The 17,760-nt window shown below is 70.1% G+C and carries 16 protein-coding genes, 1 tRNA gene and 1 pseudogene; 11 read left to right on the forward strand and 7 right to left on the reverse strand.

Translation table 11 applies throughout. The annotated features are described in order from the left end of the window. Positions 1–61: 61 nt before the first annotated feature. The 3 genes from QQK35_RS10990 (at position 62) to QQK35_RS11000 (ending at position 3,288) form a co-directional block, all read left to right on the forward strand. Positions 62–151: transfer RNA gene (locus QQK35_RS10990), tRNA-Ser, on the forward strand. A gap of 337 nt (positions 152–488) precedes the next feature. Continuing rightward, entirely contained in the window at positions 489–1,268 is a 780-nt protein-coding gene (locus QQK35_RS10995; RefSeq protein ID WP_284254203.1) for a hypothetical protein, read from the forward strand. A gap of 247 nt (positions 1,269–1,515) precedes the next feature. Beyond that, entirely contained in the window at positions 1,516–3,288 is a 1,773-nt protein-coding gene (locus tag QQK35_RS11000) for an ATP-binding protein (RefSeq protein ID WP_284254205.1), read from the forward strand. A gap of 335 nt (positions 3,289–3,623) precedes the next feature. Here QQK35_RS11000 and QQK35_RS11010 read toward each other — a convergent pair. Both QQK35_RS11010 and QQK35_RS11015 read right to left on the reverse strand, forming a co-directional pair. Further along, positions 3,624–4,280 (reverse strand): annotated as a pseudogene (locus QQK35_RS11010) (SDR family oxidoreductase); the annotation flags it as partial. Between the two features lie 4 nt (positions 4,281–4,284). Then, positions 4,285–5,202: a LysR family transcriptional regulator gene (locus QQK35_RS11015; RefSeq protein WP_284254208.1), complete on the reverse strand. Its 918-nt coding sequence runs from the start codon at positions 5,200–5,202 to the stop codon at positions 4,285–4,287. Between the two features lie 82 nt (positions 5,203–5,284). On the opposite strand from QQK35_RS11015, the gene QQK35_RS11020 reads away from it, so the two are divergent. The 7 genes from QQK35_RS11020 (at position 5,285) to QQK35_RS11050 (ending at position 11,690) form a co-directional block, all read left to right on the forward strand. Continuing rightward, the gene (locus QQK35_RS11020) at positions 5,285–5,632 is read left to right on the forward strand and encodes a hypothetical protein (RefSeq protein WP_284254209.1); all 348 of its coding nucleotides are present in this window, start codon (positions 5,285–5,287) and stop codon (positions 5,630–5,632) included. Between the two features lie 142 nt (positions 5,633–5,774). Further along, a complete protein-coding gene (locus QQK35_RS11025) occupies positions 5,775–6,302 on the forward strand; it encodes a hypothetical protein (RefSeq protein WP_284254210.1) in 528 nt (175 codons plus the stop codon). Then, entirely contained in the window at positions 6,299–7,009 is a 711-nt protein-coding gene (locus tag QQK35_RS11030; protein ID WP_284254211.1) for a hypothetical protein, read from the forward strand. The genes QQK35_RS11025 and QQK35_RS11030 overlap by 4 nt, the downstream gene beginning before the upstream one ends. Before the next feature lie 141 nt (positions 7,010–7,150). Beyond that, on the forward strand, positions 7,151–10,216 hold the full coding sequence (locus tag QQK35_RS11035; protein WP_284254212.1) for an FtsX-like permease family protein: 3,066 nt from the start codon (positions 7,151–7,153) through the stop codon (positions 10,214–10,216). A 67-nt stretch (positions 10,217–10,283) separates the two neighbouring features. Continuing rightward, positions 10,284–10,682 carry an ATP-binding cassette domain-containing protein gene (locus tag QQK35_RS11040; protein ID WP_284254213.1) on the forward strand — a complete coding sequence of 133 codons (399 nt, stop codon included), beginning with the start codon at positions 10,284–10,286 and terminating at the stop codon, positions 10,680–10,682. Then, positions 10,619–11,086 carry an ATP-binding cassette domain-containing protein gene (locus QQK35_RS11045; protein WP_284254214.1) on the forward strand — a complete coding sequence of 156 codons (468 nt, stop codon included), beginning with the start codon at positions 10,619–10,621 and terminating at the stop codon, positions 11,084–11,086. Before QQK35_RS11040 ends, QQK35_RS11045 begins: the two co-directional genes overlap by 64 nt. After that, positions 11,079–11,690, forward strand: a complete 612-nt coding sequence (locus tag QQK35_RS11050; RefSeq protein ID WP_284254215.1) for an ATP-binding cassette domain-containing protein — start codon at positions 11,079–11,081, stop codon at positions 11,688–11,690. The genes QQK35_RS11045 and QQK35_RS11050 overlap by 8 nt, the downstream gene beginning before the upstream one ends. Before the next feature lie 100 nt (positions 11,691–11,790). On the opposite strand, the gene QQK35_RS11055 is transcribed toward QQK35_RS11050, so the two are convergent. The 4 genes from QQK35_RS11055 to QQK35_RS11070 all read right to left on the reverse strand — a co-directional run bounded on the left by QQK35_RS11055 (position 11,791) and on the right by QQK35_RS11070 (position 14,880). Further along, positions 11,791–11,940, reverse strand: a complete 150-nt coding sequence (locus QQK35_RS11055) for a hypothetical protein (RefSeq protein ID WP_284254216.1) — start codon at positions 11,938–11,940, stop codon at positions 11,791–11,793. A 232-nt stretch (positions 11,941–12,172) separates the two neighbouring features. Continuing rightward, a complete protein-coding gene (locus QQK35_RS11060) occupies positions 12,173–12,565 on the reverse strand; it encodes a DUF2510 domain-containing protein (RefSeq protein ID WP_284254217.1) in 393 nt (130 codons plus the stop codon). Positions 12,566–12,601: 36 nt separating this feature from the next. Further along, positions 12,602–13,534, reverse strand: a complete 933-nt coding sequence (locus tag QQK35_RS11065) for a DUF7507 domain-containing protein (RefSeq protein WP_284254218.1) — start codon at positions 13,532–13,534, stop codon at positions 12,602–12,604. After that, positions 13,531–14,880 carry a CshA/CshB family fibrillar adhesin-related protein gene (locus QQK35_RS11070; protein WP_284254219.1) on the reverse strand — a complete coding sequence of 450 codons (1,350 nt, stop codon included), beginning with the start codon at positions 14,878–14,880 and terminating at the stop codon, positions 13,531–13,533. The genes QQK35_RS11065 and QQK35_RS11070 overlap by 4 nt, the downstream gene beginning before the upstream one ends. A 317-nt stretch (positions 14,881–15,197) precedes the next feature. Here QQK35_RS11070 and QQK35_RS11075 point away from each other — a divergent pair, with 317 nt between their 5' ends. After that, positions 15,198–16,640 carry an NAD-dependent succinate-semialdehyde dehydrogenase gene (locus tag QQK35_RS11075; protein WP_284254220.1) on the forward strand — a complete coding sequence of 481 codons (1,443 nt, stop codon included), beginning with the start codon at positions 15,198–15,200 and terminating at the stop codon, positions 16,638–16,640. Between the two features lie 27 nt (positions 16,641–16,667). Here QQK35_RS11075 and QQK35_RS11080 read toward each other — a convergent pair whose 3' ends face one another. Then, positions 16,668–17,699 (reverse strand): LacI family DNA-binding transcriptional regulator, encoded by a 1,032-nt coding sequence (locus QQK35_RS11080; protein WP_284254221.1) that lies wholly within the window; start codon positions 17,697–17,699, stop codon positions 16,668–16,670. Positions 17,700–17,760: the final 61 nt, after the last annotated feature.

Below are 17,760 nucleotides of genomic sequence, written 5' to 3' on the forward strand. Positions count from 1 at the left end.
CGTCTCGAACCTATGTCGGGACTGTGAAGACCACCACCCCCTGTTGGGTAAACTCTCTCCCGGTACCGTGTCCGAGCGGCCGAAGGAGCATGTCTCGAAAACATGTGACGGTTCACCCCGTCCGTGGGTTCAAATCCCACCGGTACCGCCATGAAAAACCCCTGCTGAGCAGGGGTTTTTCTGCTCCAGGCGCACTTGTTATCCGGTGCCGACCCTGACAAGTCTCACTCTGAGGCTCACATCGTCGCTTTGCGCATGAGGCGATCGCGGAGGCGGTGACGACGGAATGGCGGCTGAGTCATGCGCTGCGTGCCGCAGACGACACATCTGCTTCGTCTGGACGTTGAGCCGCCGGACTACCTTCCAGATTGGCGGAGGGTCTGGGCTTGCCACGGCAGGGTGAGCCGCCCCAGCTGAGCCAGATCCACCTGCCCGTCGGCTGGTTGGATACGATCCCGAACGTGCCACTCTCCGGGCCAGTAACGGCCGTGATCATCGACAAGCTGTCCGAAGCCGGTCACAGCGAGGTCGGGCAGAAGCTTCGCGAAGCAGATCTTGCTAAGCATGACCCCGGCAACGTCGACGGTTTGAACAGGGTGAACCGGGTGACGCGGACCCTCGACACGGCGCTCCTCAAGGATCCGCTTGGCGAGGAGAAGGTTCTCAAGCTGATCGACCTCATGATCGAGCCCGACTCCTGGCCCTCCAGGGATCAGGGGTGGCTGGCGCGGCTTGACAAAGCGCTTCAAGCGGACGGCTATTCGATCGCCGAGACGAGGGCGCCTGCCAAGAGCAACATTTGGCCCCCACAGCCGGACATTGAGGTCGTCACACTTCGCGAAGTGGTGCTGCGGGGCGACGGCGGCGCACCCTTCGCCGAACGGACCAGCGAGCTCCGAGCTCGCCTGTTGCAACTCGGGTTCTCAACCGCGGAGCATCACCTCGGCGAGGCAAGCACCCACCTGCGGAACTCGAAATGGACCTCCGCGAACAGCCAGATCCGACCCGCGCTGGAAGCGTTGCTGTTGGAGATCGCGTCCAGAGACGGGCTAACCATTCCGAACCCACCGGGAGGCGGAAGTGCGATCGCCGCGTTCGCGAACGCGGATCTCATCGATGCGAACGGCCGCAAGTTCCTCGACGGGGTCTGGTCGCAGCTGCACTCAAAAGGCAGCCACCCCGGGGCGGGCGGGGAGTCGGACACCAAGAACCGCATGCACCTGTTGACCGGGACTCTCGGCTGGGTACTCGACAGCCTCACGCCCTGAGCTGCATAGACGTCTACCGCAGTCGCGTCGTGTTGGGATGGTTTGGCGCGAGCTTTGCTGGTTGCGTGAGTGACGCTTCCAGGAGTGTGCGGTGGACGCCCCGGGAATCTAAGTCCTTCGTAGACGAGCGGCTTGAGGTTAAGGACGCCCTGGCCCGCCTGCCGACGTTCCTGTCCCCGCACGAAGTTTCTCGATAGTTTTGCGGTACCCTTCACAGTGAAGGCTTCCGCAAAACATTCGGGAAATCATGACAGATCTCGTCGACACGCTGATCGCTCAAATCGCTAACCGCACCACCAGCGCTGACGAACTCGAGGCGCGTCACGTCGAGTTCAAGACGGACGGGCGGTCGCTCCCCGCCGATCTCGTCAATCTGGCCGATGCCGCGGCTTGCTTGGCCAATGCCGCCGGCGGAGTGATCGTCGTGGGCGTCTCTGACTCGATTACCGGGCCAGAGGCCATCCAGGGAACGAGGCTCGATCCTGAACGAACTCGCGTTCGGATCCACGAACTGACTCAGCCCCCACTGCTGGTCGAGATCGTGGACCGGCAGACGGAGCACGGACGGGTGGTGGTCATCGACGTCCCTGAGAGCACCCAGGTGCACAGCGCCAACGGGAAAATACCTACCGAGCGCATCGGGACGAGCTGCATGCCTATGACGACGGATCGGATCACTGTCGTTACATCACAGAAGACAGGCAGGGACTGGAGTCTCGCGAGCAGCCACGCAGGTATGGATGCGCTGGACCCGTTTGCGATGCAGGTCGCACGAGATCTCCTCGCGCGTTCTAGCGATCTGTCGAAGCGGAGGTGGGCGGAACTGCCTGATGTAGAACTCTTGCGCGCCGCTGGTGTGGTGCTCGACGATCAGACGCTCACCAACGCTGGGGCGCTGATGTTCAGCCGCCTGTATGCCGACAAGACGCTCATCTCATACACGCATCGGCGCACCCCGGCCGGCCAGCTAACGGCGAACGAGCAGATCCCAGGACCGCTCGTCGTGGCAGTCCAGCGCGTGTTCGACCTCATCGATGCTCGCCTGGAGACAACTCCAGTGTCGATCGGCAAAGGTCAGCAGCTACACATCGCCGATCTTCCGGAGCCCGCAGTCCGCGAGGCCGTAGTTAACGGCATGATGCACCGCGAGTACTTCAGCCTGGAGCGGACCTCCGTCGAGCACACGGTCACCCAGCTCAGGGTCAGTTCACCGGGTGGATTCGTCCCCGGGGTCAACGTAAACAACGTCCTCACCACGTCATCTCGCACTCGCAACTCGAATCTTGCCAATGCGATGCGATCACTCGGGCTAGCCGAGACTGCCGGATCCGGAGTCGACCGGATGTACGCAGAGATGGCTCGAGTCGGCCACCAGCCCCCGCGCTATACCGCGGATCCGACCCAAGTCGAGGTCACTCTGTTGGGCGGCGCGCCCAACACGGCTCTCGCCCGATATGTATCAACGCTGCCGCGCGAAGAGGCCGCGGACGCAGACACCATGCTGATCCTCCTGACGCTGCTGACCAACAAGACTGTCAAGGCAGAAGAGCTGACCCGCCTTCTGCAGAAGGCGTCCGCGGAGGAAGCGCAATCCGTTCTGGCGCGACTGAGCAACGACGAAGTTCGACTCCTCGAGCCCACGCGCGAGACCGCGCGACGTGCACAACCTCGCTATCGGCTGCGGGAGGAGGCCTTGGCCGCGCTCGGACCGGCGGTGACGTACAGACGCCGGACGACGGACCAGCTCGACCGGAAGATCATCGACCTCGTGCACGAGACCACAACGATCAATGCTCGGATGGTGCGGATTCTCCTGGACCTCGACACGGTGGGGGCATCGCGAGTGCTTGCAGACCTGGTCGATCGCGGGATTCTCGTCAAGACCTCTGAGGCCACACGAGGTCCCAGCGTGACCTACGGACGAGGCCGATCTTTCCCGCACCGGCAACGGCCTCCCGCACACAACCGGGAGGCCGCCGATGAGACCGATCCCACTCAGGTCACTCTCGATGGGGCCTAGTCACAGCGCCGAAATGCCCAGCCTCGGGAGAACGTGACAACAACGTGGCAACCAATGAGCAACGCCGTACTGATCGAGCAGTGCCTGACTGAGGGCGAAAAACGACGGAATCGCGAACTCGGACGGCCGGTTTGGGATGGACGAATTCAAATCCCGCCGGTACCGCCACGCAAGAGCCCCGGAGTCGTTGAGATTCCGGGGCTCTCGCCGTCTCACGACTCCGCTGAGTCAGTCCGCGAACACCGCGCAGCACCGCGGCCGATGGCGATCTCAGGCGACCAGGGTCCCTCCGTCCACGACGGCGATGGTGCCGGTGACGTAGTCCTGGTCCATCAGCGCGACGTACGCCTTCGCGGCGTCGTCGGGCGCCGCGACTCGGCCGAGCGGCAGGGACGCGGCGGTGCTCTCGTACATCGTCTCGCGATCCGCGTCGCTCATCGCCGACCACAGCGGCGAGCGGAGCACGCCCGGTGCGACCGCGTTCACTCGCAGCGGGGCGAGCTCGACGGCGAGGGACCGGACCACCGCGTTCATCGCGCCGCACGCGGCGGAGCCGAGCGCCCATCCCGGGCCCCCTTGAACGCGGCCGTACCGCTGGTGAGCGTGACCGAGCCGCCGGCGCGCAGGTGCGGCACGGCGAGCCGCACGGCGTCGAGGGCGTGGAAGAGGCGGAGGCCGAAGAACTCGGCCGCGTTCTGCGCCGTGATCTCGTCGAGGGTCCGGCCCACGAGGTTCTCGGCCGCGGTGTAGGCGAAGTGGTCGAACTCGCCGACGCCATCGAGGAAGGCGGCGACCTCCTCGGCGGACGTCGCATCGACGGCGCGGCCGATGACGCCGGCGGGGAGCTCGCCGAGGGCGCGCTCGATCGATGCGGGGTTGCGCGAGGCGATCGTGACCTGTGCACCCGCGAGGGCGGCGCGGCGGGCGACCGCGAGACCGATTCCGCTGGTGCCGCCGAGGAGGACGACGCGGGAGGAGCTGTCGAGTGTCATGGCCTCAGGTTCGGGCCGCGACCGCCTCGTCGTCCAAGACCTCCTCGGTCGTCAATGATGCCCGGAGGGTATGGGCGAGCGCAACGGCGGCACGCAGCGCCGGGGAGCGGCGATGCGCCATCCACGCGACGGCCACCTCGCTCGGGCCGATCCCGGCGACGGGCCGGGATACGACATCCGGCCGCCGGTAGAAACCCGCTGTGGACGCAGGCAGCACCGCGACGCCCTGGCCGGCGGCGACGCGCTCGAGCTTGACCTCGACCTCCCGCGGATGTCCGCTCACCCGCCCCGCGGAGCGGCCCGCCCGCCGTCGCGCGTCCCGCCACTCGGGCATGGCGTCGGGGGCCTGAAGCAGGTCCCATTCGGCGAGGTCGTCAACCGTCAGCTCGCGACGGGCGGCGAGCGGATGCGAGGCCGCGAGCATCGCCAGGCGCCGTTCGCGGAACAGGGGCTCGACCGACATCCCGGGCGCGCTCACCGGTAGGCGCACGAGCCCGAGATCGACGCGGCCGTCGAGGATCGTCTCGACCTGGTCGTCCCAGCCGGTGCGAACGAGGTCGACCTCGAGGCCGGGAACCTCCGCGCGCAGCCCCTGCACGATCGGCGTCACGATGAGGCCGGGCATGAACCCGATCGAGAGCCGCTCGACGCCGCGTGCCGCGTGCCGCGCGTGTCGCTGCAGCGCCGATGCCGACTGCAGCAGGGCGCGCGCATCCGGAAGCAGAGCGCGCCCCTCGTCGGTGAGGGCCGTGCCGCGGGTCGAACGGGCGAAGAGGATGACGCCGAGCTCCTTCTCGAGGAGCGCGATCTGTCGGCTCAGCACCGGCTGAGCCACGTGCACGCGCTCGGCGGCGCGGCTGTAGCCGAGCTCCTCGGCGACCGCCACGAAGTACTCCAGGCGTCGGAGGCTGAGGTCGATCACGCTGTCATGCTATTCCCAGCGGGTATCAGTCATCCGTCCGTCGCCCGCGCCGAAATCCCACCTTCATTGCTCTAATGGGACCATGCAGGCGCAGGCAGCACGCACATCGCGGGTCAGTCTCGGAGCGGTCTTCGTACTCGTCTCGGTGGGGCTCTGGACCTTCACCTGCGCCTGGATGCGCGTTCCCGACTACCTGTTCCACGCGGAGGGTCAGCTCTACGCGCTGTTTCCGCTCGCCCTCCTCACCGAAGCAGTCGTGATCGTCCTCTCGGTCATCGGTGCGGTCGTCGCGATCGTCGACGTCGCGCGGCGCCGCATCCGGGCCCTCAAGGCCGCGCTGATCTTCGCCGGTGTGGCGTTCATGCTGACGCTCGGGCCGATCTTTCTCTGGTTCGGCACCATCCCGATCGGAGCCCACCTCTTCGGCTAGCACATGAGCGTTCCCGGCATGAGCGTCATCTCATGTGCTTGAGGCAAGCAACGATGCGGGCTTAACCTGCGATCGCCCCTCCTTCGGGGGTCATGTGCATCGTTGTACGGGCCGGGGCGGGGCTTCACTGGGGAGGCAGTAGATGGGAATCCACGATGCTCGCGACGCGAGCGATCAGGGTCGGGGTGCGCAGGTCACGCGACGGGCACTGCTCGGCGCGGGAGCGGCCGCGGCAGCGGGCTTGACGTTCGGTCTCGGGGCGCCGGCGTTCGCCGATGCCAGACCGGCCGCGGCGCCGGGCGGTCCCGGCACGCCTATCACCGAGTCGCCCTTCGGGCCCGTCGTGGTGGCCGGTCAGAACGGCCGGACGTCGTACGCCCGCGCCGTGCAGCTGAGCGCCCGGCAGCCCGGGCGGTCGCGGACGCTGCTCGCGACGTACCAGGGCGCCGGAGGAGCGGGGTTCCCGCTGTACCGCAGCGAGGACGAGGGCCGGACGTGGGCGCTGCAGAGCACCATCCCGGTCAACGGCTTCGCGCTGCAGCCGTTCCTCTACGAACTGCCGCGGGCGTTCGCCGGTCTGCCGAAGGGGCGCTGCTGTTCTCGTGCAACACCTTCGCCAACTTCTCGAGCACCAACATCCAGCTGTATGCGAGCACGGATGAGGGGATGACCTGGCAGTTCCTGAGCACGGTGGCGCAGGGCGGCCCGCCCGACACGACGAACGGCGCGACGCCGGTGTGGGAGCCGTTCCTGCTGCTGCACCAGGACAACCTCGTCTGCTACTACTCCGATCAGCGCGACCCGGACTTCGGGCAGAAGCTCGCGCACCAGACGAGCAGAGATCTGCGCACCTGGGGTCCGGTGGTGAACGACGCGACCGGTACAACGTACGCGAACCGCCCCGGCATGACGACGATCGCGCAGATCCGGGGCGACCTGTGGATCATGACCTACGAGTACGGCGTCCCCGACGATCCGGAGAACCCGCAGCGCGACGACTACTCGTACCCGATCCACTACCGGCTCGCGCGCGATCCGGAGTCGTTCCGGTTCTCGCAGGACATGGCGCTGGTGCCGTCGACGGGTGCCGTGCCGAACGGGGCGCCCGTCGTCTCGTGGTCGCCCTCCGGTGGCAAGAACGGCACGATCATCGTCACCGACAACGACGATCAGGATTTCATGATCAACCGGGCGCTCGGCGATCCGGGAGCGTGGACGCGCTTCTCGTCGCCGATGCCCGCCGGCTACAGCCGGTACACGATCCCGCTGGTCGGTCCCGGTCGTCCGCCGGAGCCCGGTCTGGTGTTCGTCATCACCGGCGCACAGTACGGGAAGTCCGGGCCCGTGGAGGCGGGGATCATCTCGCTGGGGGCGTAAGGCCATCGCGGCATGGGTCGCGCGGAAATCCACCGCGCGACCCATGATCCCGCGGCGAGAAATCGTCGTCACACAATGACCGGAGACGCTCGCTCCCCTAAGCTGACGCGGAAATCGTGGCTGAGCGCGCAAGGGGTGCGAATGCCGGCAGGTCGATCCGTGTTCTGGGTCAGCAGCGTGCGGCGTCGGCCTGCCTCGTTCGTGTGGCTCGTGACGCTGTCGGCGATCGCCATGGTCCTCTCCGTGCTCGCGCCTCTGCTGGTTCGCGCCGTCGACGAGGTCACGCTCGCGCAGGCGGTGCACCGGGCCGGGATCGAGCGCACGGCGATCGTGGCGGCGGCCGACGTGCCGGGCGGATCGGCCCAGAGCGGCCTCGTCTCGGTCGAGGCGGTCACGAACGCGGTGCACGGGAGCGTCTGGGCGCCGCCGTTCCGCGCGGTGGATTCGAGCACGGAGTACTCCTGGGCCCTGAGGGGTCGGGCGAGCGCGCGGGGGACCGCGGCCGTCGCGGCACCCCAGACCTCGTGCCGGGGCACCACGTTCGTCTCCGGTCGGTGCCCGACGCGCAACAGCGAGATCGCGGTGGCTCGAAGCACCGCGGGCACCACGGTGAAGGTGGGCGCGTCCCTCAGGTTGAAGACGCCGACCGCCGTGACGTTGAGAGTGGTCGGCATCTACGACGACCGCAGCGGCATGGGCGCCGTCCTGAAGGGCCCGTCTCGGCTGAGCCGGCACACCGATAGCCCCGCGGCACCGGATCTGGTGGTCACGCTCGGGCAGTTCGGTCGCCTGAACGTCGACGGAACCGCCTCCTCGGTCCGCGTCCTGCGCCGCGACGTGACACTGGATGACGTGTCCGGCATCCGGGCGGACATCCAGCGCGCCCAGGACGAGACCCTCACGGCCGTCAGCGCCGCGGCCGGCACCCGCGTCACCTCCCACATCCTGGACGTCGTGGACGGGGTCGAGCCGCAGCGCGACGCCGCCGCGACCCTGCTCGCCGTCGCCGCTCTCGAGGCGCTCGGACTGGCCTGGTTCGCCGAGGCCCTGCTCGTGCAGCGGATCGGGCGCGATCGAGCGGGCGAATGGGGGCTCGCTCGGCTTCGGGGACTGCCGCGGGGCCGGTGGCTCGCGTCCGTCTTCGTCGAGCCGGCGGTCGCGGTGATCGCCGGATGCGCCGTCGGCGCCGTGGTCGGAGTGGCCGCCGCTCAGCTGGCGGCGGGCGCGGTCATGGGCCCCGCCGCCACCGTGGAGCCGCTCCAGCCGCTGGTGATCGGCGCCGCCGTGCTGTCCGTCGTGGGGTCGCTGGTGGCACTGGTGGCGGCGAGCGTGCGGTCCGCCCGGCTCCCGCTCTCCGTCCTGCTGCGCGAGACCGCCGAGCCGCGCACGATCTCGCGTGTGGCCCTCATCGGGCAGACCGCGATCGTGCTGCTCGCGCTTGTGGTCGTGTACTCGCTCGTGTCGCAGACCAGCATCACCGGCCCGCAGGTAACGTTGCTCGCACCGGCGGTCGTCGCGGTCCTCATCGGCATCGTCGGCCTGCGGCTGGCCATCGCGCTCATCCGGCGGGTCACGCGAAAGGCGCCGAGGTCGCTGACCGGGCTGCTCGTCGGTCGGCGGCTCGGTCGAGCGCCGTCGGCGCTGTACGTCGCGGTGATGGTGACGATGGGACTCGCCGTCGTCACCTACTCCGCCCAGACGGCGGTCGTGGCGGATCGTCTGCAGGATGATCGTGCGGCCGCGTACCTGGGTGCGAGCCAGGCGGTGACGGTCTCGGTGCCCTCGGATGTCGACTTCCTCCAGGCGGTCAGGCGCGCCGATCCGAGCGGCACGCAGGCCATGGCCGTCGAGCTTCTGCCGAGCCGCGGCGACGCTCCGTCGCTGGTCGCGCTCGACGCCTCCCGACTGACGGCGGTCTCCTCGTGGGAGCCGGCGTGGAGCGGGTTGGGCGCGGCGAAGCTGCGCGCGGAGCTGGCGCCGCCGGCGGGCGCGTCGATGACGGTCACCGGCACGCAGATCTCGATCGAGCTCGCCCGCGTGAGCGACGTCGGGGATGCGCCGCCGGATGCGACCGGGCCCTTCCTCACGATGGTCGTGCAGAACGCGACCGGCTGGCACACCGTCTCGTTCGGCGCACCGCACGACGGCACGCTCGTCAGCGCACCGCATGCGGTCCCCTGCGCCGATGGATGCCGGGTGGTCTGGCTCGGCGAGCGCCGCGACGGCTCCGACGCCTCATCCTTCGCGACGGCCATGACGATCACCGGATTCTCGACCGACGCGCAGCCGGCTTCCCGGCTGTCGCCCTGGCTCGACGCGGACAGGTGGCGCAACCGCATCGGTGAGGGCTCCGACTCGGTCCTGACGCCGGGAGCCGTCATCAGAAGCCGGCCGGATGGCCTCGGCGTCCTGTTCACCGGCGGGCAGGGCGACACAGCGAGCATGGCGCCGAAGGACGCCCCCGAACCCCTCCCGGCGATCGTCGGACCGTCGACCCAGCTCACCCGGTATCCGGGAATCCCGCACGCGTTCGTGGGGGCGGGGCTCGACCAGAGCAGGCTTCTGCTGCAGGAGGTGCAGCGCGCGCGCATCCTGCCCCGGATGCTGGGCGACGGTGCGGTGGTCGATCTGGCGGTCGCGGATCGGGTGGCTGATCCCGCGCAAAGCGCCGCGAGCGACGAGGTGTGGCTGGCTCCGGGTGCCCACCCCGAGGTGATGGCGGCGCTGGCTCGCGATCACATCCGAGTCACCGGGCGCACGACGCTCCGCAGCGTCGAGGACCGGTTCGCGAGTGAGGCGTCGCCGAGGTCCGCCCGGCTCGGCCTCGCGGTGGGAGCGGGTGCCCTGCTGCTCTCGCTGCTCGGCGTCATCGCCATCCGCATGGTCGGCGCCGCCGGACGCCGCCGGGACTGGGATTCGCTGCGCACCGCGGGTGTGCCCCGACGGCTGCTCCGCAGGGTGGCCGCCGTCGAGACGCTCGTGCCGATCGGGCTCGCCGCGGTGCTCGGCGTGGGTGCCGGCGTGGTCGCGTTCGTCCTGACGGTGCCGCACCTGCCGCTCACCCGCGGCGATGGCGCGGTTCCCCCGCCGGACTACGCGCTCGCGCCCCTTCCTCTGGCCGCGACCGTAGCGGGCGTGCTGTTGCTGATCGCGGTCATCGCGGAGGTCGGGGCGCGCCTGGAGCTGCGGGGCGGGAGGTCGCGATGAGCGCCCCCTCGCGAGACGCCCGCCCGCCGCGGCCGCCGACGTCCCGGCCCTGCGGTGCGCGGGGCTCGTGCACGTCTACCGCGAGGCCGGAACCGATGTGGCCGCGCTGCGCGGCATCGACCTCGAGGTCGAGCCCGGCCAGCGCGTCGCGCTGCTGGGTCCGTCGGGATCCGGCAAGTCGACGCTGCTCACCGTCGTCGCCGGCATCATGCGGCCCTCGGCCGGCACGGTCGCGGTCTTCGGCACGGACCTCGGCAACGCCCGAGAGCGTAACCTGCGTCGACTGCGAGCCGGCACGCTCGGGCTCATGCTGCAGGGAGCGTCCACGAACCTGCTGCTGCACGAGGGGCGGGCGCGAACGTCGAGTGGGCGCTGCGGGGGATCCCGAGCGGCAGCACCCGGGTGGCCGATCAGCTCCTGGATGCGGCCGGGCTCCGCGCCGACGACCGTCCGGTGCGGGAGATGAGCCCGGCCGAGCAGCAGATGCTCGCCCTCGCCGTCGCGATGTCGACCCGGCCCCGGCTGCTCCTAGCCGATGAGCCGACGAGCCAGCTCGACGATGCGGACCGCGACCGGCTGCTCGATCTGCTCGTCGAGATCGCCGACCAGCAGGGCACCGCGGTGCTGCTCGTCACGCATGACGAACTGGTGGCCGCGCGGATGCAGCGCAGCATCCACCTGCGTGACGGGCGGATCGGCGAGGAGGCCACCGCCGCCGGCCGGTACGCCGTCATCGGAGCCGACGGCTCGATCCCGCTCCCCGAGGCGCTGCGAGCCGAGTGGGGCTCCGGACGGCTGGTGTCGATCGACGCCGTCGCGCCGGGCGAGCTCCGCATCCGCGGGGCCGAGACCGGAGGCGACCATGACTGAGGGTCTGCGGTTCGACCGCGCGACGGTGCTCCGCGCCGGAGCCGAGGTCGTGAGCGACCTCGACCTGAGCGTCGCGCCGGGATCGACCGTCGCGCTCACCGGTGCCTCGAGCGCGTGCCGAGCCCTGCTCGAGGCGGTCGTCGGCTCCCGGCCGCTCACCGGTGGTCGCATCCTGCTGGACGACTCGCCCGTCGACCCCGCCGCGGTCGGGATCGTCACGCAGCGGCACGAGCTGATCGGAAGTCTGAGCGCCGCCGAGAACGTCGCCGTGCGGCTCCTCGCCCGGGGCGGCTACCGCGCGTCGGACTGGTCGGCGATCGAACGGCTGCTCGCCGCTCTGCGCCTGCCGGAGTCGAGCTGGCACAACCTGCTCGAACAGCTCTCGGGCGGACAGCAGCAACGTGTGGCGGTCGCGCGGGCGCTCATCGGCGAGCCGATGCTCTTGTGCCTCGACGACCCGACGAGCGAGCTCGACATGGCCAGCAGCGCGGTCGTGTGGGGCCAGGTGGCCAACGCGACCCGGCGCGGGGCGATCGCGATCGTGGCGACCTCGGACGAGGAGGCGATCGCGCCCGCCGAGCACGTCATCGAATTGACAGATTGACAGGCCCCGGATCGCAAGGCTGATCTGCACGCGCTGACGGCGCTCGGGCGTGAGCAGCCGCCCGATCCCTGCATTCAGGATCGGGGACTGCCGCCGGCGGCTACTTGTGCGTCACCTTCGTCACGGCGTCGGTGGCGCGTGCGGCGCGGTCGTCGCTCGCGCGCTTGTCCTGCTTGGCAAGACGCTTCTCTTTCAACGTCTTGGACGCCGCCGTCTTCGTGGTGTTCTTGCGTGCGGATTTCTCGCCCATGATGGTCCTCGTCTCTCGAGAGCCGCGATGACCCTGTGGCGCGATCCTACGCATCCCACGGGGTCAGCGCGCTCCGATCATCCGAGCTCGATGCTGCACGGTTCGCACATCGCACGTCGCCGGGAGCCTGTTGGGCTTTGCGGGGACCCTGCTCGCGCGAGAGATCCCTCGGGCCGCTCGGCCGTGGGCGGCGACTCGCGAGGTGACGAGATGGCCGGTGCCCGGGCGGACCTCAGGTCAGCCGCTCGAAGACCAGCGTCGCCTGGATGCGGTCTCCGCCACCGATGCCCTTGCTGCCCGAAGCCGCCGTCGTGATCGTGTGGAGTCGGTAGCCGAGGGCGGCCTGGGAGTTGATGGCCTTCTCGAGCTCCGTGAGATTGCCCGAGCCCGTTCCCCAGAGTTTCTCCTTCAGCACGACCTGGAGCACGACATAGCTCATCCCGCTCGCTGCGGGGCGCGGTTGGCCGCCGGCGCTCGCCTCGGTCTTGATGTGCTCGATCAGCGTCGCAGGGCTGTCGACGGCTGCAGGCCCTTGCCGCTGTTCGGTCCAGGCGTTGCCGTCCCACCAGCGCTTGGCGCCCGTGCCGGACCCGTCGTCGTACCAGCCCGCTGCTGCATTCGCCATCGATGGACCTTCCGTCAGGATCGAGTGGAGCGCCGGCTACTCGACGGCTCGCCGCCGACGCCGGACGAAGAACAGCGCGAGCCCGGCGATGAGGAGCACTGCCGCCGCAGCGACCGTGCCGCCGACCGTCATTCCGGTGATGGCGAGACCCGCCGGCCCGGTGCCGGGCGGCACGTCCGCCACGTCATCGACCCGCGCGGTCGAGGGGTCGGAGTCGACGGACCCTCCACCAGGTGCCGTCGCGGTGACCGTCGCCGTGTTGACCAGCGGCCGACCCGTCAGATCGCCGGCCCGCACCGTGTAGGAGGCCGTGCAGACGACGACCTGGCCCGGCAGCAGCGGGCTCGCGCCGGCCGGGCAGTCCGGCGTGGAGACCGTTCCGACACCGCTGAACGATCCCTCGATCACCTCCGGGTCGGTCAGGGTGGTGTTGCCCGTGTTGGTCACGGAGAAGCTGTAGTCGACCACCTGTCCGGCGGCCGTGATCGCCGTGACGGGCGTGGACTTCACGAGTGACACCGCGGGTGCCGCGAGCTGCGGAATGGTCACCGTCGAGGTCGTCGGCGGAGGCGGCGGCGTGAGACCGGGCGGGTCCGCGGTCACGGACGCGGTGTTGGTCACGGAGCCGGCGTCGATGTCGAGCTGGGTCAGTGTGTACGAGGCCGTGCAGACGACCTGCGCACCGGGGGCCAGGAACGCGGCGCCGGCCGGGCAGGCCGGGCTCGGCAGCGTGCCGGTCCCCGTGAAGGCGGTGTCCTGCACGGCGACGTCGGCAAGCGGCACATTGCCGGTGTTCGTGACCACGAAGGAGTAGGTGACGATCTGCCCCTCGGTGAAGTCCGCCTGCGCGCTCGGGGAGGCCGACTTGACGAGCGTCATGGACGGCTCCGGCGTCACCGTGGGAGTGCTCGTCGACGACGCGTTCGAGGTCAGCACGGCCGGGGAACCGAGCGGATGCGCGGCCGTCACGTCCGCCGTCGTGATGACGTAGGGAGCGTCGGCCGTGCACGTCGTGACGCCCGCCGGCGCGATGGTGCCGGGGGACAGCTGACGGTCCCGACTTTGGGGTCGTCGATGGCGACCGTGTCGATGTCGGTCTGCCCGGTGTTGGTGACCACGAAGGAGTACACGATGGTGTCGCCGGCGTCGGTGATGCCGTCACCGCTCGCGTCGACCGGCGGCGCGGCCAGCTTCTGCAACGAGATGCCGGTCGCCTTGGCGGTGTTCGTCACGGTGCACGTGATGTCGTCGCCGGCGGCCGGGGTCACCGTCGTGGTCGAGCCGGTTCCGGAGGGCAGGACGGTGGTGCTGCCCGCCGCGGTGTTGGTGCAGGACCAGGACGGCGTCACGTAATCGGCCAGGTTGGTCGCCGATCCGTCTGCGGCGGACTCGCCGAGGGTGTACGTGGAGCCGGGGGCCACGACCAGGCCGGGCGTGCTCGCGGAGCCGGCGGTGCCGGTGGTCGCCTGCCCCACCACCGCACCGGTCGAGTCCTCGGCGGACACGGTGAAGGAGTCGGCGGGATCGATGCGGCTGGCGACCTGCTTCACGACGGTGAGCTTGGCGGTCTGGACGCCGATGGCGATCGCCGAGCGCGCGCTGGTGACCCAGGTCGTCGCGAACGTGGTCGGCGTGTCGGCCGCGACCAGCAGCGCCGTCGACTTGCCGCCGGCGATCGTGGTGCCGCCGACGCCCGTGCCCGCGCAGGTGACCGACGTCGTCCCCAGGCCGACCGGGTTCTTGCACCCCCACCCGCCGTTCGGGGCGAGCCGTTCGATCTCGTTCAGAGGCTTGTCGGAGCTCCACGCGAACGACTCTCCGCGGACGTTGTCCTCCGCGTCGGCGGCGACGAACGAGTACCCGGCGACCGGATCGCCCTGCGCGTCGGTGACCCGGATGTCGTCGAACGTGATCTTCGCCGCCTTGTTCCCCGACGGCGAGGCGAGACTGTAGAGCGCATTCAACCCCGGGATGCCGCGGTAGGCGTCGGTGCCGAAGGCGAACCGCGTCTCGAGGGGCGTCGACCGGGCCTCGAAGTTCATGGGGACGGAGTTCGGCAGGTTGGTGACCTTCACGGTGAAGTCGGCGACCAGCCCGCCATCGAGCGCGATCTCGATCGGCTGCCCCTCGGTCGATCGCGCCTCGGTCGCGTCGAACGCCGAGAAATCGAACCAGCAGATGGTCGAGGCGTGCGTGCCGTTGTTCGCGGACGTGTCGGCGTAGCCGCAGCCGTTCGCGGCCGCGGCCGCTGGGCCGGCGCCCGCCGTCGCGAGGCCCAGGGTGAGGCCGGCCGCCGCGATGGTGGTGGCCAGCACCACCGACAGTGCGCGGCCGCCGCGGATCCGGCTCGTGCCGCGTTGCCCATGCCGACGCCGTCGTGTCACGATCACCACTCCCCGCGGTCGTGAAGCACTCGTCGAATCTGAGCACTCCTAGGGTTCAGGCTACAGCTCCGGTCCTCCCGCTGGCGGCGGCGACGTCGACGCTTCCGCGGAGGGATGATCGCGCCTGGCAAGCGCTTGCCACCCAACCCGCGCTCGGAGTCTCTAACGCAGTCGGTTGCGCAGCCGTGCTCCGGAATGCGCTTGCCTGACGTAGGCTGCGGTCGAGCCACGAACAACGGAGGTCCGACATGGGCGACACGATCCGCAACCCCGACGGCGAGCTGTTCGTCGACGGGCGGTGGATCCCATCCTCCGCCCGCGACGGGATCGACGTCGAGGATCCGGCCACCCGTGCGACGGTGGGCCGCGTCGCCGTCGCGACCGACGACGACGTCGACGCCGCCATCGACGCCGCCGGACGCACCTGGCGCGAGTGGCGCGAGACGAGTCCGCACGCGCGCACCGCGATCATCATGCGGGCCGCGCAGTTGCTGCGCGATCGCGCGGTGCCGATCGCCGAGGCGATGACCCGCGAGAACGGCAAGCCCTACGGCGACTCGCTCGACGAGGTCGCGTACACGGCCGACATCATGGACTCCCTCGCCACGGACGCTCCCCGCCGCTTCGGCCACGTGCTCCCGACGGCCGCCGCCGACGGTCGCACGATGGTGGTGAGCGAGCCCGTGGGCCCGGTCGCCGCGTTCACGACCTGGAACTACCCGCTCACGGTGCCGGGTCGCAAGGTGGCGGCGGCGCTCGCGGCCGGCTGCACGGTCGTCATCAAGCCCGCGGAGGAGACACCCGCCAGCGCGGTCGCGCTCGCGCATGCGCTCGCCGATGCCGGCCTCCCGGATGGCGTGCTCAACATGGTCTTCGGCGATCCGGCCCGCATCTCGTCGCGGCTGATCGCCTCGCCGGTCATGCGCAAGGTGTCGTTCACCGGCTCCACGGCCGTCGGCACGCTGCTCGCCCGTCAGGCGGCGGAGCACGCCAAGCCGACCATGCTCGAACTCGGCGGGCACGCGCCGGTCATCGTCTTCGATGACGTCGATGTGGATGCCGTGGCCCAGCAGGCGCTGGGCGCCAAGATCCACAACACCGGTCAGTCGTGCGGATCGCCGATCCGCTTCTACGTGCACGAGAACGTGTACGAGCGCTTCGTCGAGCGCTTCGGCGAGCTGCTGGGCGGGGTGTCGGTCGCCGACGGGTTCGCCGAGGGCGTCGGCATGGGCCCGCTCGCGAACGGACGTCGCTTCGCGGCGATGGAGCCCATCGTGCGGGATGCCGTCTCCCGGGGCGCGCGACTGGTCACCGGGGGCGTCGGCGACGATTCGGTCGGCTATTACTGGCGCCCCACTCTCCTGGCCGACGTGCCGGAGGACGCCGTCGTGATGAACGAGGAGCCGTTCGGTCCGATCGCCGCCGTGTCGTCGTTCCGCGACGAGTCTGACGTGATCGAGCGGGCCAACCGGCTGCCGTTCGGACTGGGGGCCTACCTGTTCACCGGATCGGCGGAGCGGGCGCTGCGCATCCCGGGCCGGCTCGACGTGGGCATGGTCAGCGTCAACCGATTCGGCGTCGGTGCCCGCGATACGTTCTTCGGTGGCCGCAAGGAGAGCGGCTACGGGTCCGAGGGCGGCCCCGAGGCGGTCGAGGAGTACCTCGTGCGCAAGCTCATTGTGCAGTCCTGACCGGTCCGTGGTCGCCGCTGCGCCGCGCTAGTTGAGGCGCGGGGTCGACTCCCGGATGACGACGGTCGCCGGCACCGTCGTCGGGCTCTGCGCGCCACCGGCGATGAGCTCGACCACGGCTCGGCCGACCTGCGCCGTCGGCACCCGCACGGTCGTGAGCCCCGGGACGACGTTGCGCAGGGTGCGGATGTCGTCGAACCCCGCGAGCGCGATGTCGTCCGGCACGCGCATCCCGCGATTACGCAGGCCCGCGATCGCACCGAGGGCCATCTCGTCGTTGAGCGCGAACAGCGCCTGGGTGTTCGAGAGGACGGCATCGTCGAGCGCCCCGACCGCTCCGAACGCGCCCTCCCAGCTGAAGTCGGAGAACGTGATGGCCGAGTCGGGCAGCTCGAGCCCGCGCTCCGCGAGGCCGTCGCGGAATCCCTCGATGCGCTCGCGCGTCGTCACGAGGCCCTCGTCGCCGCCGAGCACGTGGAAGCGCTTGTAGCCCAGCCGGGTGAGCGCCACCGCCAGCCGGCGCGCGCCGCCGAAGTTGTCGAGGTCGACGAAGTCGAACGGCATCGTCGTGCGGCTGACGACGACGACCTTGCCGCCGGCCGCCTCGTAGCCCTCCAGCTCGTCCTGCAGCCGCTCGACGCCTTCGCGCGAACGGGTGCCGCTCTCGGCGAGGACGATCGCGCGGGCGTGCTGGCCGCGCAGGTCGCGCACGAGCTCGATCTCGCGCTCGAGCCGGCGCTCGGTGATGGCGATCGTCACCCGCAGGCCCGCCAGCTCGGCCGCCGACATCACGGCCGCCGTCATCGACGAGAAGTAGTCGGTCGCGATGTCGCTCACGAGCAGCGCGAGGTTGGTGGTCGTGCCGCGGGCGACCGCCTGCGCCTGCACGTTCGCGGAGTACCGCAGCTCGTCGGCCGCCGCGAGCACCCGCTGCGCCAGCTCGCCGCCGACGGTGCGCTCGCTGCCGTTGAGCACGCGGGAGGCCGTCGACTGCGACACCCCGGCGCGGCGGGCGACGTCGGCCAACGTGACCGGGTGGGAGCGGCGCTCGGCGGGCATGGCGCTGACATCCCTTCGGGAAAGCGTGGGATCACTCTAGCCAGAAGCGGCGCACATCCAC

The sequence above is a fragment of the Pseudolysinimonas kribbensis genome (assembly GCF_030161895.1).
Lineage (GTDB): Bacteria > Actinomycetota > Actinomycetes > Actinomycetales > Microbacteriaceae > Pseudolysinimonas > Pseudolysinimonas kribbensis.